Source organism: Haloarcula amylolytica, from assembly GCF_049705545.1.
Taxonomy (GTDB): domain Archaea; phylum Halobacteriota; class Halobacteria; order Halobacteriales; family Haloarculaceae; genus Haloarcula; species Haloarcula amylolytica_B.
In genome coordinates, this window is sequence record NZ_JBNAMU010000001.1 from 1,008,076 (window position 1) to 1,024,970 (window position 16,895).

The 16,895-nt window shown below is 66.3% G+C and carries 19 protein-coding genes; 10 read left to right on the forward strand and 9 right to left on the reverse strand.

Annotated features, from left to right (window positions below; all coding sequences use genetic code 11):
• Positions 1-16: 16 nt before the first annotated feature.
• The 7 genes from ACOZ4H_RS05380 to ACOZ4H_RS05410 form a co-directional block, all read right to left on the reverse strand.
• Positions 17-667, reverse strand: coding sequence for a cob(I)yrinic acid a,c-diamide adenosyltransferase (locus ACOZ4H_RS05380; RefSeq protein ID WP_424328327.1), 651 nt, complete (start codon positions 665-667; stop codon positions 17-19).
• Positions 668-735: 68 nt separating this feature from the next.
• The gene (locus ACOZ4H_RS05385) at positions 736-1,452 is read right to left on the reverse strand and encodes an adenosylcobinamide amidohydrolase (protein ID WP_424328328.1); all 717 of its coding nucleotides are present in this window, start codon (positions 1,450-1,452) and stop codon (positions 736-738) included.
• Positions 1,445-2,503 carry a threonine-phosphate decarboxylase gene (locus ACOZ4H_RS05390; protein ID WP_424328329.1) on the reverse strand — a complete coding sequence of 353 codons (1,059 nt, stop codon included), beginning with the start codon at positions 2,501-2,503 and terminating at the stop codon, positions 1,445-1,447. The genes ACOZ4H_RS05385 and ACOZ4H_RS05390 overlap by 8 nt, the downstream gene beginning before the upstream one ends.
• Before the next feature lie 66 nt (positions 2,504-2,569).
• On the reverse strand, positions 2,570-3,109 hold the full coding sequence (locus ACOZ4H_RS05395) for an NTP transferase domain-containing protein (protein WP_424330340.1): 540 nt from the start codon (positions 3,107-3,109) through the stop codon (positions 2,570-2,572).
• Between the two features lie 11 nt (positions 3,110-3,120).
• Entirely contained in the window at positions 3,121-3,912 is a 792-nt protein-coding gene (gene cobS, locus ACOZ4H_RS05400; protein ID WP_424328330.1) for an adenosylcobinamide-GDP ribazoletransferase, read from the reverse strand.
• A complete protein-coding gene (locus tag ACOZ4H_RS05405) occupies positions 3,903-4,826 on the reverse strand; it encodes a CobD/CbiB family cobalamin biosynthesis protein (protein WP_424328331.1) in 924 nt (307 codons plus the stop codon). Before ACOZ4H_RS05405 ends, cobS begins: the two co-directional genes overlap by 10 nt.
• On the reverse strand, positions 4,820-5,458 hold the full coding sequence (locus ACOZ4H_RS05410; protein WP_424328332.1) for an HAD family hydrolase: 639 nt from the start codon (positions 5,456-5,458) through the stop codon (positions 4,820-4,822). Before ACOZ4H_RS05410 ends, ACOZ4H_RS05405 begins: the two co-directional genes overlap by 7 nt.
• Positions 5,459-5,655: 197 nt before the next feature.
• On the opposite strand from ACOZ4H_RS05410, the gene ACOZ4H_RS05415 reads away from it, so the two are divergent.
• The 3 genes from ACOZ4H_RS05415 (at position 5,656) to ACOZ4H_RS05425 (ending at position 8,084) form a co-directional block, all read left to right on the forward strand.
• Positions 5,656-6,036: a translation initiation factor IF-5A gene (locus tag ACOZ4H_RS05415; RefSeq protein WP_004515075.1), complete on the forward strand. Its 381-nt coding sequence runs from the start codon at positions 5,656-5,658 to the stop codon at positions 6,034-6,036.
• A gap of 2 nt (positions 6,037-6,038) precedes the next feature.
• On the forward strand, positions 6,039-6,842 hold the full coding sequence (speB, locus tag ACOZ4H_RS05420) for an agmatinase (protein ID WP_424328333.1): 804 nt from the start codon (positions 6,039-6,041) through the stop codon (positions 6,840-6,842).
• A 219-nt stretch (positions 6,843-7,061) separates the two neighbouring features.
• Positions 7,062-8,084, forward strand: a complete 1,023-nt coding sequence (locus ACOZ4H_RS05425; protein WP_424328334.1) for an NAD-dependent epimerase/dehydratase family protein — start codon at positions 7,062-7,064, stop codon at positions 8,082-8,084.
• Positions 8,085-8,198: 114 nt separating this feature from the next.
• On the opposite strand, the gene ACOZ4H_RS05430 is transcribed toward ACOZ4H_RS05425, so the two are convergent.
• Positions 8,199-9,224 carry an amidohydrolase family protein gene (locus ACOZ4H_RS05430; RefSeq protein WP_424328335.1) on the reverse strand — a complete coding sequence of 342 codons (1,026 nt, stop codon included), beginning with the start codon at positions 9,222-9,224 and terminating at the stop codon, positions 8,199-8,201.
• A 105-nt stretch (positions 9,225-9,329) separates the two neighbouring features.
• Here ACOZ4H_RS05430 and ACOZ4H_RS05435 point away from each other — a divergent pair, with 105 nt between their 5' ends.
• Entirely contained in the window at positions 9,330-10,298 is a 969-nt protein-coding gene (locus ACOZ4H_RS05435; protein WP_424328336.1) for an alpha/beta fold hydrolase, read from the forward strand.
• An 84-nt stretch (positions 10,299-10,382) separates the two neighbouring features.
• On the opposite strand, the gene ACOZ4H_RS05440 is transcribed toward ACOZ4H_RS05435, so the two are convergent.
• On the reverse strand, positions 10,383-11,255 hold the full coding sequence (locus ACOZ4H_RS05440) for a CheF family chemotaxis protein (protein WP_424328337.1): 873 nt from the start codon (positions 11,253-11,255) through the stop codon (positions 10,383-10,385).
• Positions 11,256-11,484: 229 nt separating this feature from the next.
• Here ACOZ4H_RS05440 and ACOZ4H_RS05445 point away from each other — a divergent pair, with 229 nt between their 5' ends.
• The 6 genes from ACOZ4H_RS05445 to ACOZ4H_RS05470 all read left to right on the forward strand — a co-directional run bounded on the left by ACOZ4H_RS05445 (position 11,485) and on the right by ACOZ4H_RS05470 (position 16,735).
• Positions 11,485-12,246, forward strand: a complete 762-nt coding sequence (locus ACOZ4H_RS05445; RefSeq protein ID WP_424328338.1) for a hypothetical protein — start codon at positions 11,485-11,487, stop codon at positions 12,244-12,246.
• Between the two features lie 37 nt (positions 12,247-12,283).
• On the forward strand, positions 12,284-13,051 hold the full coding sequence (locus tag ACOZ4H_RS05450; protein WP_424328339.1) for a Nif3-like dinuclear metal center hexameric protein: 768 nt from the start codon (positions 12,284-12,286) through the stop codon (positions 13,049-13,051).
• Positions 13,052-13,055: 4 nt separating this feature from the next.
• Complete coding sequence (locus ACOZ4H_RS05455; RefSeq protein WP_424328340.1) at positions 13,056-13,619, forward strand: transcription elongation protein SprT; 564 nt, start codon at positions 13,056-13,058, stop codon at positions 13,617-13,619.
• 185 nt (positions 13,620-13,804) lie between these two features.
• The gene (locus ACOZ4H_RS05460; RefSeq protein WP_424328341.1) at positions 13,805-14,239 is read left to right on the forward strand and encodes an ester cyclase; all 435 of its coding nucleotides are present in this window, start codon (positions 13,805-13,807) and stop codon (positions 14,237-14,239) included.
• Between the two features lie 369 nt (positions 14,240-14,608).
• The gene (locus ACOZ4H_RS05465) at positions 14,609-15,616 is read left to right on the forward strand and encodes a deoxyhypusine synthase (RefSeq protein WP_424328342.1); all 1,008 of its coding nucleotides are present in this window, start codon (positions 14,609-14,611) and stop codon (positions 15,614-15,616) included.
• Between the two features lie 117 nt (positions 15,617-15,733).
• Positions 15,734-16,735 carry a glycerophosphodiester phosphodiesterase gene (locus ACOZ4H_RS05470; RefSeq protein WP_424328343.1) on the forward strand — a complete coding sequence of 334 codons (1,002 nt, stop codon included), beginning with the start codon at positions 15,734-15,736 and terminating at the stop codon, positions 16,733-16,735.
• Positions 16,736-16,895 lie beyond the last annotated feature (160 nt).

Genomic DNA, 16,895 nt, shown 5'->3' on the forward strand with positions numbered 1-16,895 from the left:
TTCGGGGATGCCGTACTCAGAACTCAGTGCCTTTCCGCGCGCCCTGCCCGGCATCGATTGGGTGTTTCTCCTTGCCGACCTCGGTGATGAGGTCCGCGTAGTCGGTCAGGAACTCCGGCCGCTCGTGCCCGCCCGTGAGAACGAGTTCGAGGTCGTCGGGCTTGGCTTCGATGAGCCCAATCACGTCCGCCGGATCGACGAGGCCGCGGTTCGCGGCGTAGAGAATCTCGTCGAAGACGAGCATGTTGACGCCCTCCTCTGGCGGCCCGTCGGCATCCCGCGGCGTCGAGAGGTCGGCGTCGGCGCTGGCCTGAACGAGTTCCTGTGCCCGGTCGAGTGCGCCTTTCGCACGGGCCTCGTGCTCGTCGTCCTCGCTGCCGTCGAGGAAGCCGTGCCAGCCGTAGTGGCCCGCGTTCTCGTATGAGAAACCCGGCAGCGCGGCGATGGCGTTGTACTCTCCGCGCACGTCCTCGACGGTGCTGGTCCCGCCCTTCATGAACTGCAGGAGGTGGACGCGGTAGCCGTGGCCGACGGCGCGGGTCGCCATCCCAAGCGCCGCGGTCGTCTTGCCCTTGCCGTCGCCCCACCAGACCTGCACCAACCCGAACTCCTCGGGCGCGCTCGGGCTGATGGGCTCGGCGGTCGGTCCGGCCGTGTTGTCGCTCATATCAGTCCGTTCGCCCGGATTCTGTTTAGCAGTTTGGTCTCCGGGAATGTCGTGTGATAACGGCCTTTTCACGGCTCGAACACCTCCGTCTCACGGTCGGTGACGACGCCGTACGCCGCGCCGTCGACGGTCGGCAGAGTATCGTCGTTGTAGCGGGCAGCCAGACTCGCTCGGATAGCGTCGCGGACGCAGACGCGGGCAGCGGCCCCGATTTCTGTTGCGCTGCCGGCGAACGGAGCGGACTCGGCGGCCGGGACACAGCCGACGATGGCCGCGTCCGAGGTGGTCCCGGGGATGCCCGCCGCATCGAGCAGCGTCGCGGCCTTCGCCTCGACAGCCGTGGCGAGCAGCGTCGCCAGCGCGCCGCCGTCCAGCGCTCGGTCGACGCCGACGACGAGATTGACCGTGCCGGGACGCCAGTCGGGGCTGTCTGCCGGTTTTCCGGCGGCCTCGTCTGAGCCGTCCGCTTCACTCTCTCCCGACATCGGCAGCGCGGCGGGGTTCGAGAGGCCCGCGGTCGCCAGCACCGACACCGGGCCGCTCCGGGCACAGCGGGCGTGCTCCATGTGGACGCCGGTGAGCAGCGCCGGACCGAGGGGGAAGCCAGCCGCGGAGAGGCGCTCGGCGCGGTAGGCGTCGAGGTCGGTCCGCTCGAACCCCTCCGGCACGGTGACGTTGTAGACGGCATCGGCGTGCCGGTAGCCGCCGTCCCACGCCGTCGAGAGCCAGTTGGCACCCTCGCGGCGGACCTGACAGACACCGTCCCGAACGGTCGTCTCAAACATCCAGCGCGTCCAGCAGCCGGTCGTTTTCTTCGGGTGCTCTGACGGCGACGCGGATGTGCGAGTCCAGCCCGCGGAACGTCCGGGCGTCGCGGAGGGCAATACCAGCCTCGCGGGCCGAGGCAAGGATCTCGTCCACGGTTACGTCATCGTCGCTGACCGACAGCAGCAGGAAGGGGGCATCGGAGGGACACACGTCGAACCGCGCCGCGAGTCGGTCCCGCATGCGGGCTCGCTCCTCGGCGACGCGGGCCTTCGTCTCCGCGACGAACCCGCCTTGCCCGTAGCAGTGCGTGCCAACCGCGGCCGCGGCGGCGCTCATCGACCAGGCGCGGCGTGCGGTGGCGAGGCGGTCCCTGGCCGCGCCCGCTCCGACGGCGTAGCCCATCCGGACGCCGGGGAGGCCGAACAGTTTCGTCAGCGAGCGCGCGACGACGACGCCCTCACGGCCCGCCAGCGACTGCTCGTCGGTGAACCCGAGAAAGGCCTCGTCGACCAGGAGCGTCGTTCCAGCGCTGAGACAGTCGTCGGCGAACGCCCGGAGCGGCGCCGGGTCGGCCGCCTCGCCGGTCGGGTTGTTCGGATTGCAGACGATGGCGAGCGCGTGGCCCGCCGGGTCGGCGGTCAGCAGTTCGTCTTGTGGGACGAACTCCGGCTTCCCGCCCTGGAGCCGGACCTCGCGGGCGTACTCACCGAAACTGGGATACGGGACGAGCACGCTGTCGCCGGTCCGAACTGTCGTCTGGATCGCCAGACGTATCGCTTCGAGGCCGCCAGCCGTGGGTATCACCTGTTCCGGATCGCAGTCGACAAAGGACGCCGCGGCCGCCCGGAACTCGGGGTAGTCGTCCGCCGGATACGAGCGGGCGGCCTCGAACGATTCCCGGTACGTCTTCGCGGCGTCCGGCGGGACGCGGGGGTTCGTGTTCGCGCTGAAATCCAGCAGGTCCGGGTCGTCGCTGCTGCCGTGTGGCACGCGTCCGTCCGGACCGATAGCGTCTCCGGCCCCACCACCGCCACTCGCCCGCAAGCCCTCGACCGAATCAGGGTCCATGGACAGGGACTACGGCGGGCGGTGTGGAGAAAGTTTCGCGGCGGCACTGCCTCCGCTGTTCCGTCGCTACAGCCACTGTTCTGCCACGCACGCGTCAGCGAGCGTGTTGACGTTGACCGCAACGCGTCGGTCCCGGGTGAGCCAGGCATCGTCGGGGCCGTCGCCGACGACGTTGACGCCCGTCGGCGCGACCTCCCGATCCTCATGCTCGAACGTGGTGTCGTCGCTCACGCCGAGGGCACGCTTCAGCGAGGCCGGGACCAGGACCGTCAGCGACCCCCCGTCGTGCTCGTCGAGAACACGGTCAACTATCTCGCCGTCAAGCAGCGGCAGGTCCGCAGCGACGGTCAGCACCGGCCGGGAGAGCCGGTCGTCGGCCAGCGCCGCGTCGAGGTCCGCGACGTATCCCTCGCCCGGCGTCTCGACGCAGGGAACGTCCAGATGGGACTGCGTATCCGGCGCGTTCGGCGACGTTGCAGCGATAATTCTCTCGACGGAACTATTCTCAAGTGCGCCGACGACTCGGTCGACCATCGGGACACCGCCGACTCGAAAGAGCGGTTTCTCGGCCTCGGTGTCCAGCCGCGTCCCGCGGCCGCCACACATCACCAGAGCGTTCATGCGAGCACCCCCATATCGCCCAGCGGCACCGGCCAGACACCACCGAACAGCGACCACGTGGCGACGCTGATGTGGAGCGCGACGGCGCGCGTGAGTTCGTTGGCAGCGCCGAACGCGTCGCCGTTGACGCCACCCAACTGGCGGTCGGCCCAGCCCGAGAGGCCAACAGCGAGCAGCGGGCCGGTGAGCACCGCGACTGCGGTCGCCGGAACGACGACGAGAGCGGCCGGGAGTGCGACGGCGAGTGAGCCGACGAGGTGGCGTGGGGTGTTCCCGTCGATGACTGTCGCGCCGAACCCTTCATGACTTGGGTGTCCGATGCAGGCCAGCGTCGCCATCGCGAGCTTCGCCCCCACTTCGGCAGCGAGGACCAGCGCGACGGCGACCAGCGGCGGGAGCCCCGCAACGGCCAGCGCAGCCAGCGCCAGCGCGAGGAGGACGGTCCCCAGCGCGAGGACAGCCCCGACGCCGACAGTCGTGTCCCGCATCACCTCGCGGCGCTCCGCGGGGTCGCCGTGGACGACAGCGGCGTCCCCGAGGTCTGCGAGGCCGTCGGCGTGATTGACGCCGGTGACGAGGACGACGCCTCCGAGGTAGGCCGCGGCGATTACGGGGGCCGGGAGCAGACCGGCGGCGAGGAACGGGAGCGCGACGAGGCCGCCGACGACGTAGCCGGCCAGCGGGAACGCCGCCGGCGTCCCGACGAAGGCGTCCCACGCCCGTTCGCTATGGCCGACCGGGAGCCGCGAGAGGAATCCGAGCGCCCCCCGGACCGCGGTCAGAACCACGCGTACACCCCCAGGCCGGTGAGCAGGTACGCCAGCGCTCCGGCGACGCCGACCCGTGTGACGCTGCGCTGGGCCGTCGCCACGTCGGGGAGATGACCTGCGGGATTCAGGACGTACACGCCCGGTTTCTCGAGTCGAACGTCCAGCGCCGCGGCGGCTGTCCCCATCGGCCACCCGGAGTTCGGCGAGGGAACACCGTCCAGCCAGTCCCGGGCCTGGGCCACCGACCGGGGCGACCCGCAGGCGAGAGCGAGCAGGAGCGCACTCAGTCGGGCCGGGAGCCACATCACGGCGTCGTCGAGCCGCGCCGCAGGCGTCCCGACGCGCTTCGAGCGGTAGCCCACCATCGAGTCCATCGTGTTGACGGCCTTGACCCACGCCGCTGCACCGGCAGCGACGGGCAGCGGCGGGAGGCCGACGCCAGTAGCGACAAGTCCACCCCCGACGAACGCGGCCAGCGACGCGACGAGGCCGTCGGCGAGGTTCTCAGATGCGCTCTCGACGGCGGCGCTGCGAACCTCGCCCGCAGAGAGCGCGCTGGCGTCGCGGCCAGCGAGTGCGAGCAGCCCGTCCCGAGCAGCAGGAAGGGCGGCGTCGGTGTCGGCGATGACGCCCCGAGCGGTCGAGAGGAGACTGCGGAGGCTCGTGGTCAGGAACAGCGCGAGGCCGGCGAGCGCGACGGCGGCCAGCGGTTCGCGAGTGGCGGCGAGTGCGACGCTGCCACCGACGACGACAGCAACTCCGACGGGCAACAGCGCCGCGGCGAACCCTCCGACCGCAAGCGGGTGGTCCCACTCGCGGTCGACCGCCCCGACGAGCCGTCCGAACCACGCAACCGGATGCAAGCGGGTCGGCGGCTCACCGATTGCGAGTTCCAGCCCCCCGGCGACGGCCACCGCCAACGCGCTCAGCACAGCTCCCCCTCCCGGAGTTTTTCGGCTATCGCCGGTAGCGGGTGGTCTTCCAGTAACATCGACTGCGCGCCCACGCGGCCCGCGCCGCCGTCCGTTCGGGCGTCGTCGCCGACGTGGACGAGGTCAGAAAGCTCCGCGTCGAGCGCGTCAGCAGTTACCTCGAAGATGCGCTGGTGCGGTTTCCGCCAGCCGCAGTCGACGCTGGTGACGACGGCGTCGAACGAGTGGTCGCTTCGGGCCTCGATATCTGCTCGGGCGAGCGTCCGCTCGACCAGTCCCGGGACGCTGCAGTTCGAACAGACAGCGACCGGCCCTCGCTGTGCTGCGGCATCGAGCGCCTCGACGGCTCCCTCACGGACTGTTACCGGGCTGTCGAACGCATCGAGGACGACCTCAGTCGCCGTCTCCGCAGCGATCTCGACGCCGCGGCTGGCAAGCGCCAGTCGAACGTGCTCGTCCAGCGGCGCTTCCCGGCCGCGGTCGTAGTCGCGATGGGCCGAGCGATAGGCGTCCTCCCAGTCGTCCGGGACCCGAACTGATCGGGCTGCGAGCGTCTCTGAAACGGCCTCCCACGGCTCCTCTGGTCGGTCCGCCGTAACGAGCGTCCCGAACAGGTCGAACGAGAGTGCCACACCCGTGTGGTTAGTGCAAGCTCACTTGAACTGTGGGGGTGGGCTCGGGACCCGCTGTGGGACTCGGTACTGCCGTCGGGGATTTCGGGATGTTGGACACCCAGCTATTTCAGACGAGCCCACAGAGCGGCAGTCGCGACAGACCTGGCTTGGGGCATTCCAAACCGTTTATACCCAAACAGGGGTAATCCGGCGGTATGGCAAGAGAGCAGACCGAAGTTCGAGAGCTCGACGAAGGAAGCTACGTCATGATCGAAGACACGCCGTGTAAGATCAACTCCTACAGCACGGCCAAGCCGGGCAAGCACGGCAGCGCCAAGGCCCGAATCGACGCCAAGGGCGTCTTCGACGGCAAGAAGCGCTCGCTGTCCCAGCCCGTCGACGCGAAGGTCTGGGTCCCGATCGTCAACCGAAAGCAGGGGCAGGTCGTCTCCACCGACGGCAACGACGCTCAGGTGATGGACCTCGACACCTACGACACGTTCACGATGCGCGTCCCCGAGGACATCGACCTCCAGCCCGACGACGAGATCGAGTACCTCCAGTACGAGGAACAGCGCAAGATCACACGCTCGTAACGATGTTACCCGGTGCGGGGGCCGACCGCGGGGCGGCCGACTACGCGCTCGTGGGCGCGCCACTCGACGCGTCGACGTCGTTTCGCCCCGGTGCACGCTTTGGCCCGCGCCGCGTCCGCCAGTTCGGCCAGGGGTTCGACGACTACGACCACCGCACCGGCCAGCACTTCACTGACTGTTCCGTCTACGACCACGGCGATATCGGCCCCACGGCCGACGTCGCCGAGTACCTCACGTACCTCCAGGGCACCCTCTCGGATTTCGACAGCGAGGGGGCCGTCCCGCTCGTCGTCGGCGGCGAACACACCGTCTCCGTCGCCGGCGTGCGCGCCCTCGACCCCGACGTGTTCGTCTGTCTGGACGCGCATCTGGACTTGCGCGAGTCCTACGCCGGCGACGAGTACTCCCACGCGACGGTGACCCGCCACGCGCTCTCGGTGGCCGACGAAGCGATTGTGCTGGGCGCACGCACTGGCTCGGAAGCCGAATGGGACCGTGCGAATGAAGACGACGTCACCGTGGTTCCGCCGGAGGACGTGGCCGACTGGACGCCCGCGTTCGACGACGAGCGGGTGTACCTCTCCGTCGACATCGACGCCGCCGACCCCGGGTTCGCGCCCGGAACCGGAACGCCGGAGCCGTTCGGCCTCGAACCGCGAGAGATGCATGAGGTGGTGCGGGCCGCGGCTCCGCAGGCCGTCGGCTTCGACGTGGTCGAGGTCAACGACCGCGACGATGGGCAGGCGGCGACGCTGGCGACGAAACTCCTCCGGGCGTTCGTGTTCGCCCACGCGGCCGAGAGCTGAGTCGAGACCTCGAGGGGGGTCATACCCTTTCGCACTGGGCCGATTTCAGACAGTAGACTCTACAGTGTGCCTGCGTCTTGAACAGGATACTTACTGTCGGTTCCAGACCGTACAAAGAGTGATATGGTGACTACAGTGTGTGTACCGCTCACGGGACAGCGTACAAATATCGCTGGTTCTCCCCCAACCTACTTGTCATATGTCAACATTAGTCACACTATGGAATACTTCGTCACAGGGGCGACTGGCCTCATCGGGACCCACGTGGTGGAACAATTAGCCGACGGAGGCCACGACGTTGTCGCGTTGACGCGCTCGCGCTCGAACGCGAACCACCTGCCGGACGAGGTGACCGTCGTTGAGGGTGACATCACAGAGAAGGGGAGTATGCGTGACTCGATGGCCGGCGTCGACGGCATGTTCCACATGGCTGCGTGGTTCTACGTCGGACCCGGACCTCAGGAGGCAGAAAAGGCAGAACGAATCAACGTTGAGGGGACGCGGAATGTGCTGGAGCTGATGGACGAACTCGACGTTCCCAAGGGCGTTTACACCAGTACGATAGGTGTCTATCCGGGAACGAGTGGGGACATAATCGATGAATCGACTGACCCCGAGTGCCCGACCTACGCTGAGTACGTTCGTACAAAGTGGAAAGCACACTTCGAGGTTGCAAAACCGATGATAGAGGACGGTCTCCCGCTGGTCATTGTTCAGCCCGGCGGTGTTTACGGCCCCCACAACGGCCGCTACGGGCCGGGGAAACCCCAGACAGTTTTTCGGGACTACTTGACAGGTGACCTCCCGATGGTTCCCCGCGACTGGACCCTTCCAATGGACCATGTTGACGACATCGCGCGGGCGCACATCCAGGCGATGGAGGTTGGCGAACCCGGCGAGGAGTATATCGTTGCCAGCCAACCTCGAACGATGCCTGAGGTGTTGGATTGCGCCGAGGGACTCACGGGAATCCCGGCCCCACGAGCCGTTCCGGACGCTGTATTCGGCGGGTTAGCCACCATCATGCGGGGGGCTGAACATGTCATCACGCCGCCGGACGGCCTCGAAGCAGAAATACTGGACTTCTTATCTGGACGGCAATTCAACGTCGATAACACAAAGGCAAAACGCGATCTCGACTTAGAATTCCGAGCCTTGGAAGACGGCCTGCGTGACTATCTGGCATGGGAACTCGACCAGCTCGGGTTGGACATGCAGATAGCACAGACCGCAACACCGTGAGGAGCGACTGGCAAAACCAGCGCATTAGAGATACTGACGGGCTTGAAAACCGGGCGTCCAAACTGCCCATTTTCAATCACACTGCCATGGGCATCAGTAGTCCCGCCGTCGGCTTCAGCAGATAACTCGGTGGATATCCAGTGGTGACGCTCGCCGGACAACCGCGTCGACCGGGTCGGCCACGGACGAGAGGTTGTCTGAGTCGCCGTCGAGGACCAGCAGTGCGGCCCGGCGACCGGGTTCGATGACACCACAGTCGAGGCCAACTGCGTCGGCCCCAGCGGTCGTCGCCATCCGGAGCACCGTCCGCGAGGGGAGGTCAAAGGTCTTCGCGGTGTACTCCATCTCACGGAACATCGAGGGTGCGTTCAACATTACATTATCAGTCCCGAGTGCCACGTCAGTGTACTCCAGAAGCGACTCAATCGGTGGCCGGCCGACCTCAAGGACGCGGTTCGCACGGGGACAGACCGCGATAGGGACGTCCTGATCAGCCACCCGTTCGAGGTGCTCCGCCTCGGCATGGACCATGTGGACCAGCAGGTCCGGTTCCAGATCCAGCGCCGGGTGTATGTCAGTAGCGTCCGGTTCGCCGGCGTGGATAGCGAACGGGACCCCACGCTCCTCGGTGGCGGTCCGCCGGGCGGTGAAATCGTCGTCGTTTGCACCGCTGGCACCGAACCCGTCGGCCACGTCCAGCACCGCAGCGTCATCGCTCCCGAAAATGAAGTCCTCGATATCGAGTTCCGCAGCGGCCTCGCGTAGCGCACGTGCCCCGTCGACGCCGAACTCCCGGAAGTCGAGAAACGCCCCGGAGCCGGTTCGCTGCATGAATCGAAGTGTGCGGTGCATCGCGGCAATCAGCGTCTCGTCGTCGGCCGCTGCGATCTGCTGGTGTTTCAGGCTATCGGGTGGTACCACCGCCTCCTCCAGGCCGAGACCGACAGCCGCCTCCTTGGCGACTGAGTCACCAACGTGAGTGTGTGCGTTCACGAACGCCGGTAGGACAATGCGGTTGTGACCGCTTTCGCGCTCAGACGTCTCCTCGATGGCCGTTATGTAGCCGTCCTCGACGACAACTCTGCCGTGGACCGGCTCAAACGACCGCCCGGCAAGGACAGTCCCCTCGATGGCCTCCATGTGGGAGCGAGGGAGCGGAGCTATATGTGTCTCTTGGAGGCGCAATCTTATCACATAGCACCGGCCCGCGGTATACTGATACGCCCGGGGCCGGACAGTCCGCGTATGAGCACCGGTACCACAGTCCCCGAGGACCGCGCGCTGTCGCCCGACGACTGGTCTCATCCGGCCGAGCGACGCTACGCGGACGCCCAGGCCCGCCTCGCCGACCACTACGACCTCGGCGTCGAGTCCAGAGTAACCGAGACGGACGCCGTGGGTCGCGTTCACTATCTGGTCGGGGGCGACCCGGACGGTGATCCCGTGCTGCTCCTTCACGGGGTCGGGACGCCGGCGGCGACGTGGCTATCCCTGTTTCCGGCGCTCACCGACGAGTACCGCGTGTACGCCCCCGACCGGCCCGGTCTCGCCCTCTCTGCCGCTCCGAGCTACCGGGACCGTGATCTGCGGTCGTTTCTGGTCGCGTACATCGTCGACTTCCTCGACGACCTCGCTATCGACCGACCCCACGTGGTCGGCAACTCCCACGGCGGCCTCCAGTCGTTCCTGCTCGCGCTCGACCACGACCGCGTGGACCGACTGCAACTGGTCGGTGCGCCGGGCGGCGTCTCGCGGGATCTCCCGCTCTTGTTTCGCCTGCTGACCGTTCGCGGCCTCAACCGCGTGTTGCTGTGGCTGCTCAACCGTGGCGATCCAGTCGAGAACGCGAGACAGTCGATGCAGCGGGTCAACGTCGTCGACGCCTCGGCCATCCCCGACGTGTTCTACGAACTGCTCGCCGCCGGGCAGGACCTACCCGGGCGAGGGGAAAGCCAGCGGTCGCTGGCGACCGCCCAGGGCTCGTTCGGCCGCGCCCACCCGCTGTTCGATATCAGGAACGAAATCGCGCGAATCGACTGTCCGACGCAGTTCGTCTGGGGGACGGAGGACGCCTTCTATGCGCCAGATGTCGGTCGTCCCGTTGCCGAGAAGATGCCCGACGCCGAGTTCCACGAACTCCCAGGGCACGGGCACACGCCGTGGCTGGAGCCTGGTGATGAAGCCGCTGAACTGGTCCAGGGGTTCCTCGACTAAACTGTATGCGACTGAATACAAGGTATACAGGCACGGTGAGAGATGGCGCCGAACTTTGACCCACGGTGAACAACAAACACGTGCTCAGCTATCCGACCCGTCGACGCCGACGGCCCGCTCAGCGACGAGTACCCAGCCCAGCATATCTAACCGGACTTCGCCGCCATCTAGCGTCACCAGGTCGTTCTCAATCAGCTCTTCGAGGAAGGTCGCCGGATCTGCCGATTCCTGTGCCAGTACGCTTCTGGACTCTGTACGTCCCCCGTGCGTGTAGAGCCGTGTCAGCGTCCGGACGACCGGGGCCGGGGGGTCAAGTTCCCGCAGTTCCCGCCGCAGACGACCGTATCTGCGCCGGAGGTACCGCCCGAGTAGATTGAGCTTCCGTGGCGGGTTCAGCGACAGGTCGACCCCCACAACGACGCCCTGTCTGACGTACCGGAGGTGGACACTCGGTTCCTGACGGCCCAGCAGTTCCTTTTCAGCGCGGCTGACGCCCACTACGGCTTCGAGTTCGACGTTAAGCGGTTGCCTGATACCGGTACACCCAATTCTCCCGGGGGTGACCCGGAGTTCACCGATATCAAAACGCCGCTCTGTCACACGCCCTCCGATTGTCGCGGGGTGGCACGCGGCCGCCTCTGTTCCGTCGAGCAATCGGCGGAACAACAACCCACTGACTCGATCTAACGTCGATTCCGTCCCGTCTATGAACAGGACGACGCGTTGTCCACCGCGCTCGAACCCGATTGTGAGTACCGTCCCCGACAGCGCGCCCGTCGCGGCCTGTGGTGGCCGCCCCAGCCGGACATCGAAGATCTCGTCCAGTCCGGCCTCCTCCGCTAGTTGGCCGCCCTCGACAGCGACGCCTGCGCCGTCGAGCCGAAACTGCGCCTGGCTCGGTTCCGCGGAAACGGATGGACAAAGCACAGTCGTTGAGAGTTCGATTGCCCGTGTCACGGTCTAATACCTCTCAGAACGCAATTCGCGGCTGCACGGATGGCAAGCGGCCTGACTTTGGAGTATCGAGCCCTCCTATCCATCGCACATAGTGACGGTACGCCCGACGGGATGGCCACGGTCGGTGTAGCAGCTATAACGGCATAAGCATTTTATTGACATCCTCCCCGCGATAGAGCGCGAGGCTTTCTCCTCGCTTTTTAGTAAGCAGCGTCTCCACTTAGCGAGCATGGACCGACTCTCGTCGTGTTACTTCTGCGGTGGCGCGCTCGATGTCTCGCTCTCCGAGTATCCGATCATCCCGAAATCGCTGGATCCGGAAGCCGAGAAGCAGGGGACCGTCGTCCTCTGTTCGACCTGCCGGGAGAAGCTCGCAACCATCGTCGAACCGGCCGTCGAGGCGGCGAAGGCGGACGCCCGCGACACGGTGGAGACGGCTGCCGATGACGGGACCGCGGAGCCGCCGGGACCGCTTGACGATTCCGAGACACCGGCGGACGTCGAACCGGTGACCACCGATAGCGTGGTCGAACCGGCCGATGACGGCTCGCTTCTGGGCGACGATAGCGCGAGTGCGGTGGACCCGGAACCGTCGGACCAGTCGGCGGCGACGGTGGATTCGACACCAGAAGCGGATGCGACGGAAACGGCCGATGCGGATATCACCGCGGACGCCTCGGACGAACGGGCAGCGGAGCCCACCGGGGAAAGCGACACCGAGACAGCGGCCGAGACGGGGCGCGAGGACACCGAGAGCAGCGAGAACAGCGACGGCAGCGCTGGCGGCCCCTCGCTGACGAAACTGGAGTACAACAAGGTGATGCGCCTGCTCCAGAACCGCAAAATGCCGGTCGACCGCGCGGAGATCCGTGAGGTCGCGGTCAACGCCTACGACATCGACGGGGAGCAGTTCGACGCCATCATCGACGCCGCTGTGGACCGGGACCTCATCGGGCAGGCGAACGGACAACTGGTCGAATCGGACGGGTAGAGAAAAGCATACCACCGGTCATCTCGAAGTCCGCGCTATGAACGCAGGAGACATCGCGACGCGTCTCGACGACCGACTCGACACCGAGGCCTACGCCGACATCGACGCCAGTCCGAACGGCCTGCAGGTCGGGCCGGCGAACCAGCCGGTCGAGCACGTGGCCTTCGCGGTGGATGCGGCCGTCGAGACCATCGACCGCGCATCCGAGGCGGGCGCTGACCTGCTCGTGACCCACCACGGCATCGTCTGGGGCGGGATGGAGCGCGTGACCGGAACCAACTACCGCCGGGTCGCGCCGCTGATCGATGACGACCTCGCGCTATACGTCGCCCACCTCCCGCTGGATGGCCATCAGTCACTGGGCAACGCCGCCGGCGTCGCGGACCTGCTGGACCTCGCCAACCGCGCGCCGTTCGGGTCGATGGGCGGCGAGTACATCGGCCAGCGCGGAACCCTCCCAGAGCCCCGGACAGTCTCGGATCTCACTAATACCCTTGAAGGAAACTTAGATACTGGGGGGCAGCCAGTTCAGGTTCTGGACTTCGGCCCGTCGACCATCGAGGACGTCGCCATCGTCACCGGCAGCGGCGTCGACTGGCTTCAGGAGGCAGTCGAGACGGATGCCGACGTGCTTATCACCGGCGAGGGGAAACAGCAGGCCTTCCACGAGGCGCGCGAGCAGGGGATTCACGTCGTCCTCGCCGGTCACTACGCGACGGAGACGTTCGGCGTCCAGTCGCTCCAGACCGTCGTTGAGGACTGGGGACTGGAGACGACCTATATCGACTGCCCGACCGCCCTCTGAGGCGATGGCCGGCGTAGTTTCTTACGAAGGTATTAGCTCGGATTCGGACCTCGTCGACTGGTCACGGCAGTACTGTCGGGGTGTCCGCCGCGAGTGGGGCGTCTCGGTCCGGTTCGACCTCGTCGAGTGGGCGGTGTCCCACCGCGCTAAGCGCCGCGCCGCCGCGGTCACGCGACCGAAACTGGCCGACGCCACCGTCGGCGAGCGGTACGACTGGGACAGCGTCGACGGGAGCGACGGCCGTCCGCTTCCGTGTACGGTCTCGCTGACCTGGGACGCGTTTTCGACCTTCGACCGGGACGCCTGGGAAGCGACGCTGCGCCACGAACTCATCCACGTCGAGCAGTATCAACGCGACGGGACGACCGACCACGGCCGGGCCTTCCGGAAGCGGGCCGACCAGCTTGACACCGATGTCCACTGTCCGGCCTTCACCGACCCGAAGCACGTCCTCACCTGCGAGGCGTGTGGCGACCTCGTCGCCCGCCGTTATCAGGACTGCAAGCTCGTCAAGCAACGCGAGCAGTACCGGTCGGACTGCTGTGGAGCGTCGCTGAAACTGAGTTGATTCCAGGCAGTGCCGACCGCTGCGGTCCGATGTTTGGATATCGGTGGTACGTCGGCGCGTGCTTCCCGATCCCAGCCACATTATGTTAAAGACTAACACGGCCCGCGACGAACACTGATGTGGGGCCGCGGGCATGACCTGGAGCCCGGCCCCGGTATCCGAATCGCCACGCGTGAGGTGGGATAATGTCAACAACAGAACACACGAACGCGGACATCGTCAGGCGGTACCTGCACGCATTTAACGAGCGAGACTTGGAGACGTTGGCCGACATTCTGGCGGACGACGTTGTCGAGCACAGCATCCACGAGGACCTCCACGGCCCCGACGAGGTCATCGAGTTCCTCGAATCGCACTTCGAGCGGTTCCCCGATTACAGCGGCACGACCGACGCGATGGTCACAGAAGGCGACACCGTTGCCGTTCGATACTCCGCCAGCGGGACCCACAAGGGCGAGTACCTCGATGTCGAGCCGACCGGTCACGAAGTCGAGTGGACAGGGATGGCGATGTACCGGCTCGCGGACGACGAGATCGCGGAGGTGTGGGTCGAAGAGAACCGTCTCGGGCTGTTGGAACAACTCGAAGCCGTCGATCCACCGGCACACCTTCGAATCTGAACCGTATTTCGGGGCGGGAGGAGCGTCTTCCGTCCCACATTCCCGGCGGCGGCTTCGACCGGACTACACAGAATCGGGGACCGATTCGGTCTGCTCCAAGCAGGAGCATCCGATCGCACCGACGCGAGGTCGTCAACCCGAGTCCCGTAGCGTGGGGTAGCTTCCATTGGGTACCTGGTCGCCCAGCGGTCGGCCATCTCAGTCGCCGACGCTGCGCCGGAACGTAGCAGTATTCGCGGCTCTCATTCAGCGCAGCGACGTCTAAGCCCTCCGTTTCCACTGGGGCGTGGGGTGATGAAACGACACACGCCCCGTGACTGTCGCGGCGAACCACGAGGTTGAAACCCGCCGCCACTTGACTGGATAGCAATGAGCGACCACACCGACGAGCGGGAGACGTTCCATCACGACCCCATCGGCCACGCGGAGGCCCGGGCCGGAATGACGGTCGGCGAACTGGCTGACAGCTACGGCGAGGCCGGCATCGGCGCGAGCGACATCCACGAGGCCGTCGACATCTACAGCGAAATGCTCGACGACGACGTGACGACCTTCTTCGGTCTCGCCGGTGCGATGGTTCCGACGGGGATGCGAGCCATCGTCAGCGAACTCATCCGCGACGGCCACATCGACGTACTCGTGACGACGGGCGCGAACTGCACCCACGACAGCATCGAGGCCATCGGCGGGAAGCACCACCACGGCGAAGTCACACCCGAGGGCCGGACCGAGCGCCAACACGACGAGACGCTCCGGGACGAGGGCGTCGACCGCATCTACAACGTCTATCTCCCCCAGGAGCATTTCGCCCTGTTCGAGAACCACCTCCGGGACGAGGTGTTCTCGACGCTGGAAGACGAGGACGCGGTCTCGATCCAGCGCATGACCGAGGCACTCGGCCGGGCCAACAGCGAGGTCAACGAGCGCGAGGACGTGCCAGAGGACGCCGGCGTGCTGGCAGCCGCCTACGAGAACGACGTGCCGGTGTACTGCCCGGCTTTCCAAGACTCGGTACTCGGCCTGCAGGCGTGGATGTACTCCCAGACCAGCGAGTTCACCGTCGACGCGCTGGCGGACATGACACAGATCACGGACATCGCCTACGAAGCCGACAGCGCCGGCGCGATGGTCGTCGGCGGCGGTGTCCCGAAGAACTACGTCCTCCAGACGATGCTGGTCTCGCCCGACGCCTACGACTACGCCGTCCAGCTGACGATGGACCCCTCGAACACCGGTGGGCTCTCCGGGGCGACGCTGGAGGAAGCGCGCTCGTGGGGCAAGCTCGAAAAGGACGCCCGCAACGTCTCGGTGTACGCCGACGCGACGATCACGCTTCCGCTGGTCGTGGCAGCGGCCCGCGAACGGATCGGCGAGTAAGCCTGAACGCTCCGGTATGTACGGCTACAGACCTGAACGCTGTCGACTACGGCTATCGAGTGAACTATATCACTCATATAAACGGTCTTTCGCGACCGCCCGGCAGCCGTACCTGCCATGTCTCAGTACATCGGTCGACGGACGTTCGTCGAGGGAACAGCGGCGACACTGGCAGGCGCGGGACTCGTGGGCGGCGCAACGGCCCAGGAATCAGACGGCGGTGAATCGAATGCCAGCGAAGCCGACGATACCGGGGACGGGGAGATGCCCGACGACACGACGCTGATCGCCCACCGCGGGTTCGCGGGCGTTTACCCGGAGAACACGGAACTGGCCGTCGAGGCCTCGTCGTTTGGCGGCCCAGGAACAGATACGGCCCACCGGCGCGCCGACATGATCGAGGTCGATGTCGTGCCGACGGCCGACGGCACGCTCGTCACCTTCCACGACAACGGGCTGGCCGAGCGCGACGGCGGCGAGCGCGGCCTGACCGACACCGAGGGCCTCGTCTTCGAGACCGACACCGACACTGTGACCAGCGCGAAGGTTCTGGGCACCGAGGAGACGGTTCCGACGCTTGAGACGGTCATGGACTCGATTCCGCCCAGCGTCGCCGTCAATCTGGAGTTCAAGAACCCCGGCAGCGAGGACCTCTACTTCGCCGAGTCGCTGTCAGACCAGACGTTGTCGGCACAGCGAGAGGTGTGGCAGTCCTACACCGAGCGCGCGCTTGACCTTGCCAGCGAGTACGACAACGACATCCTCGTTTCTTCGTTCTACGAGGCCGCGCTCGCGACCGTCCGGGACTACGACGACTCGGTCCCTATCGCCTTCCTCTTCTGGGACAGCATCGAGGAGGGCCTGGAAGTCACCCGCCGATACGACTGCGAAGCGATGAACGTTCCCTGGAACATGATTCGGGGAACGCCCCTCTTTGACGACGACGGCTACATCGAATCGGACCTGAGCGACATCGACCTCGTCGAAATCGCCGACGACGAGGATCGTACGCTGAACACCTGGACGGTCAGCACGTGGTATCAGGCCCAAGAACTGGTCCAGGCCGGCGTCGACGGGCTCATCTCCGACTACCCCGGCGTGCTCTGGTTCCAGGACTGACGGCGGAACTCGGTTTCGTTGTTCTTTCTTCAAAGAACCAGAAAGCGCGTTGGACAATCCAGGCTGGGTGGGGCTGAAAGGGGCGAGGGGCTGGGCGTACGAGGCGACGCAAGCACTGGAGCGAAGGGCGCAGCGAGTCGCAGTAGCCCAGCGCCTCGGG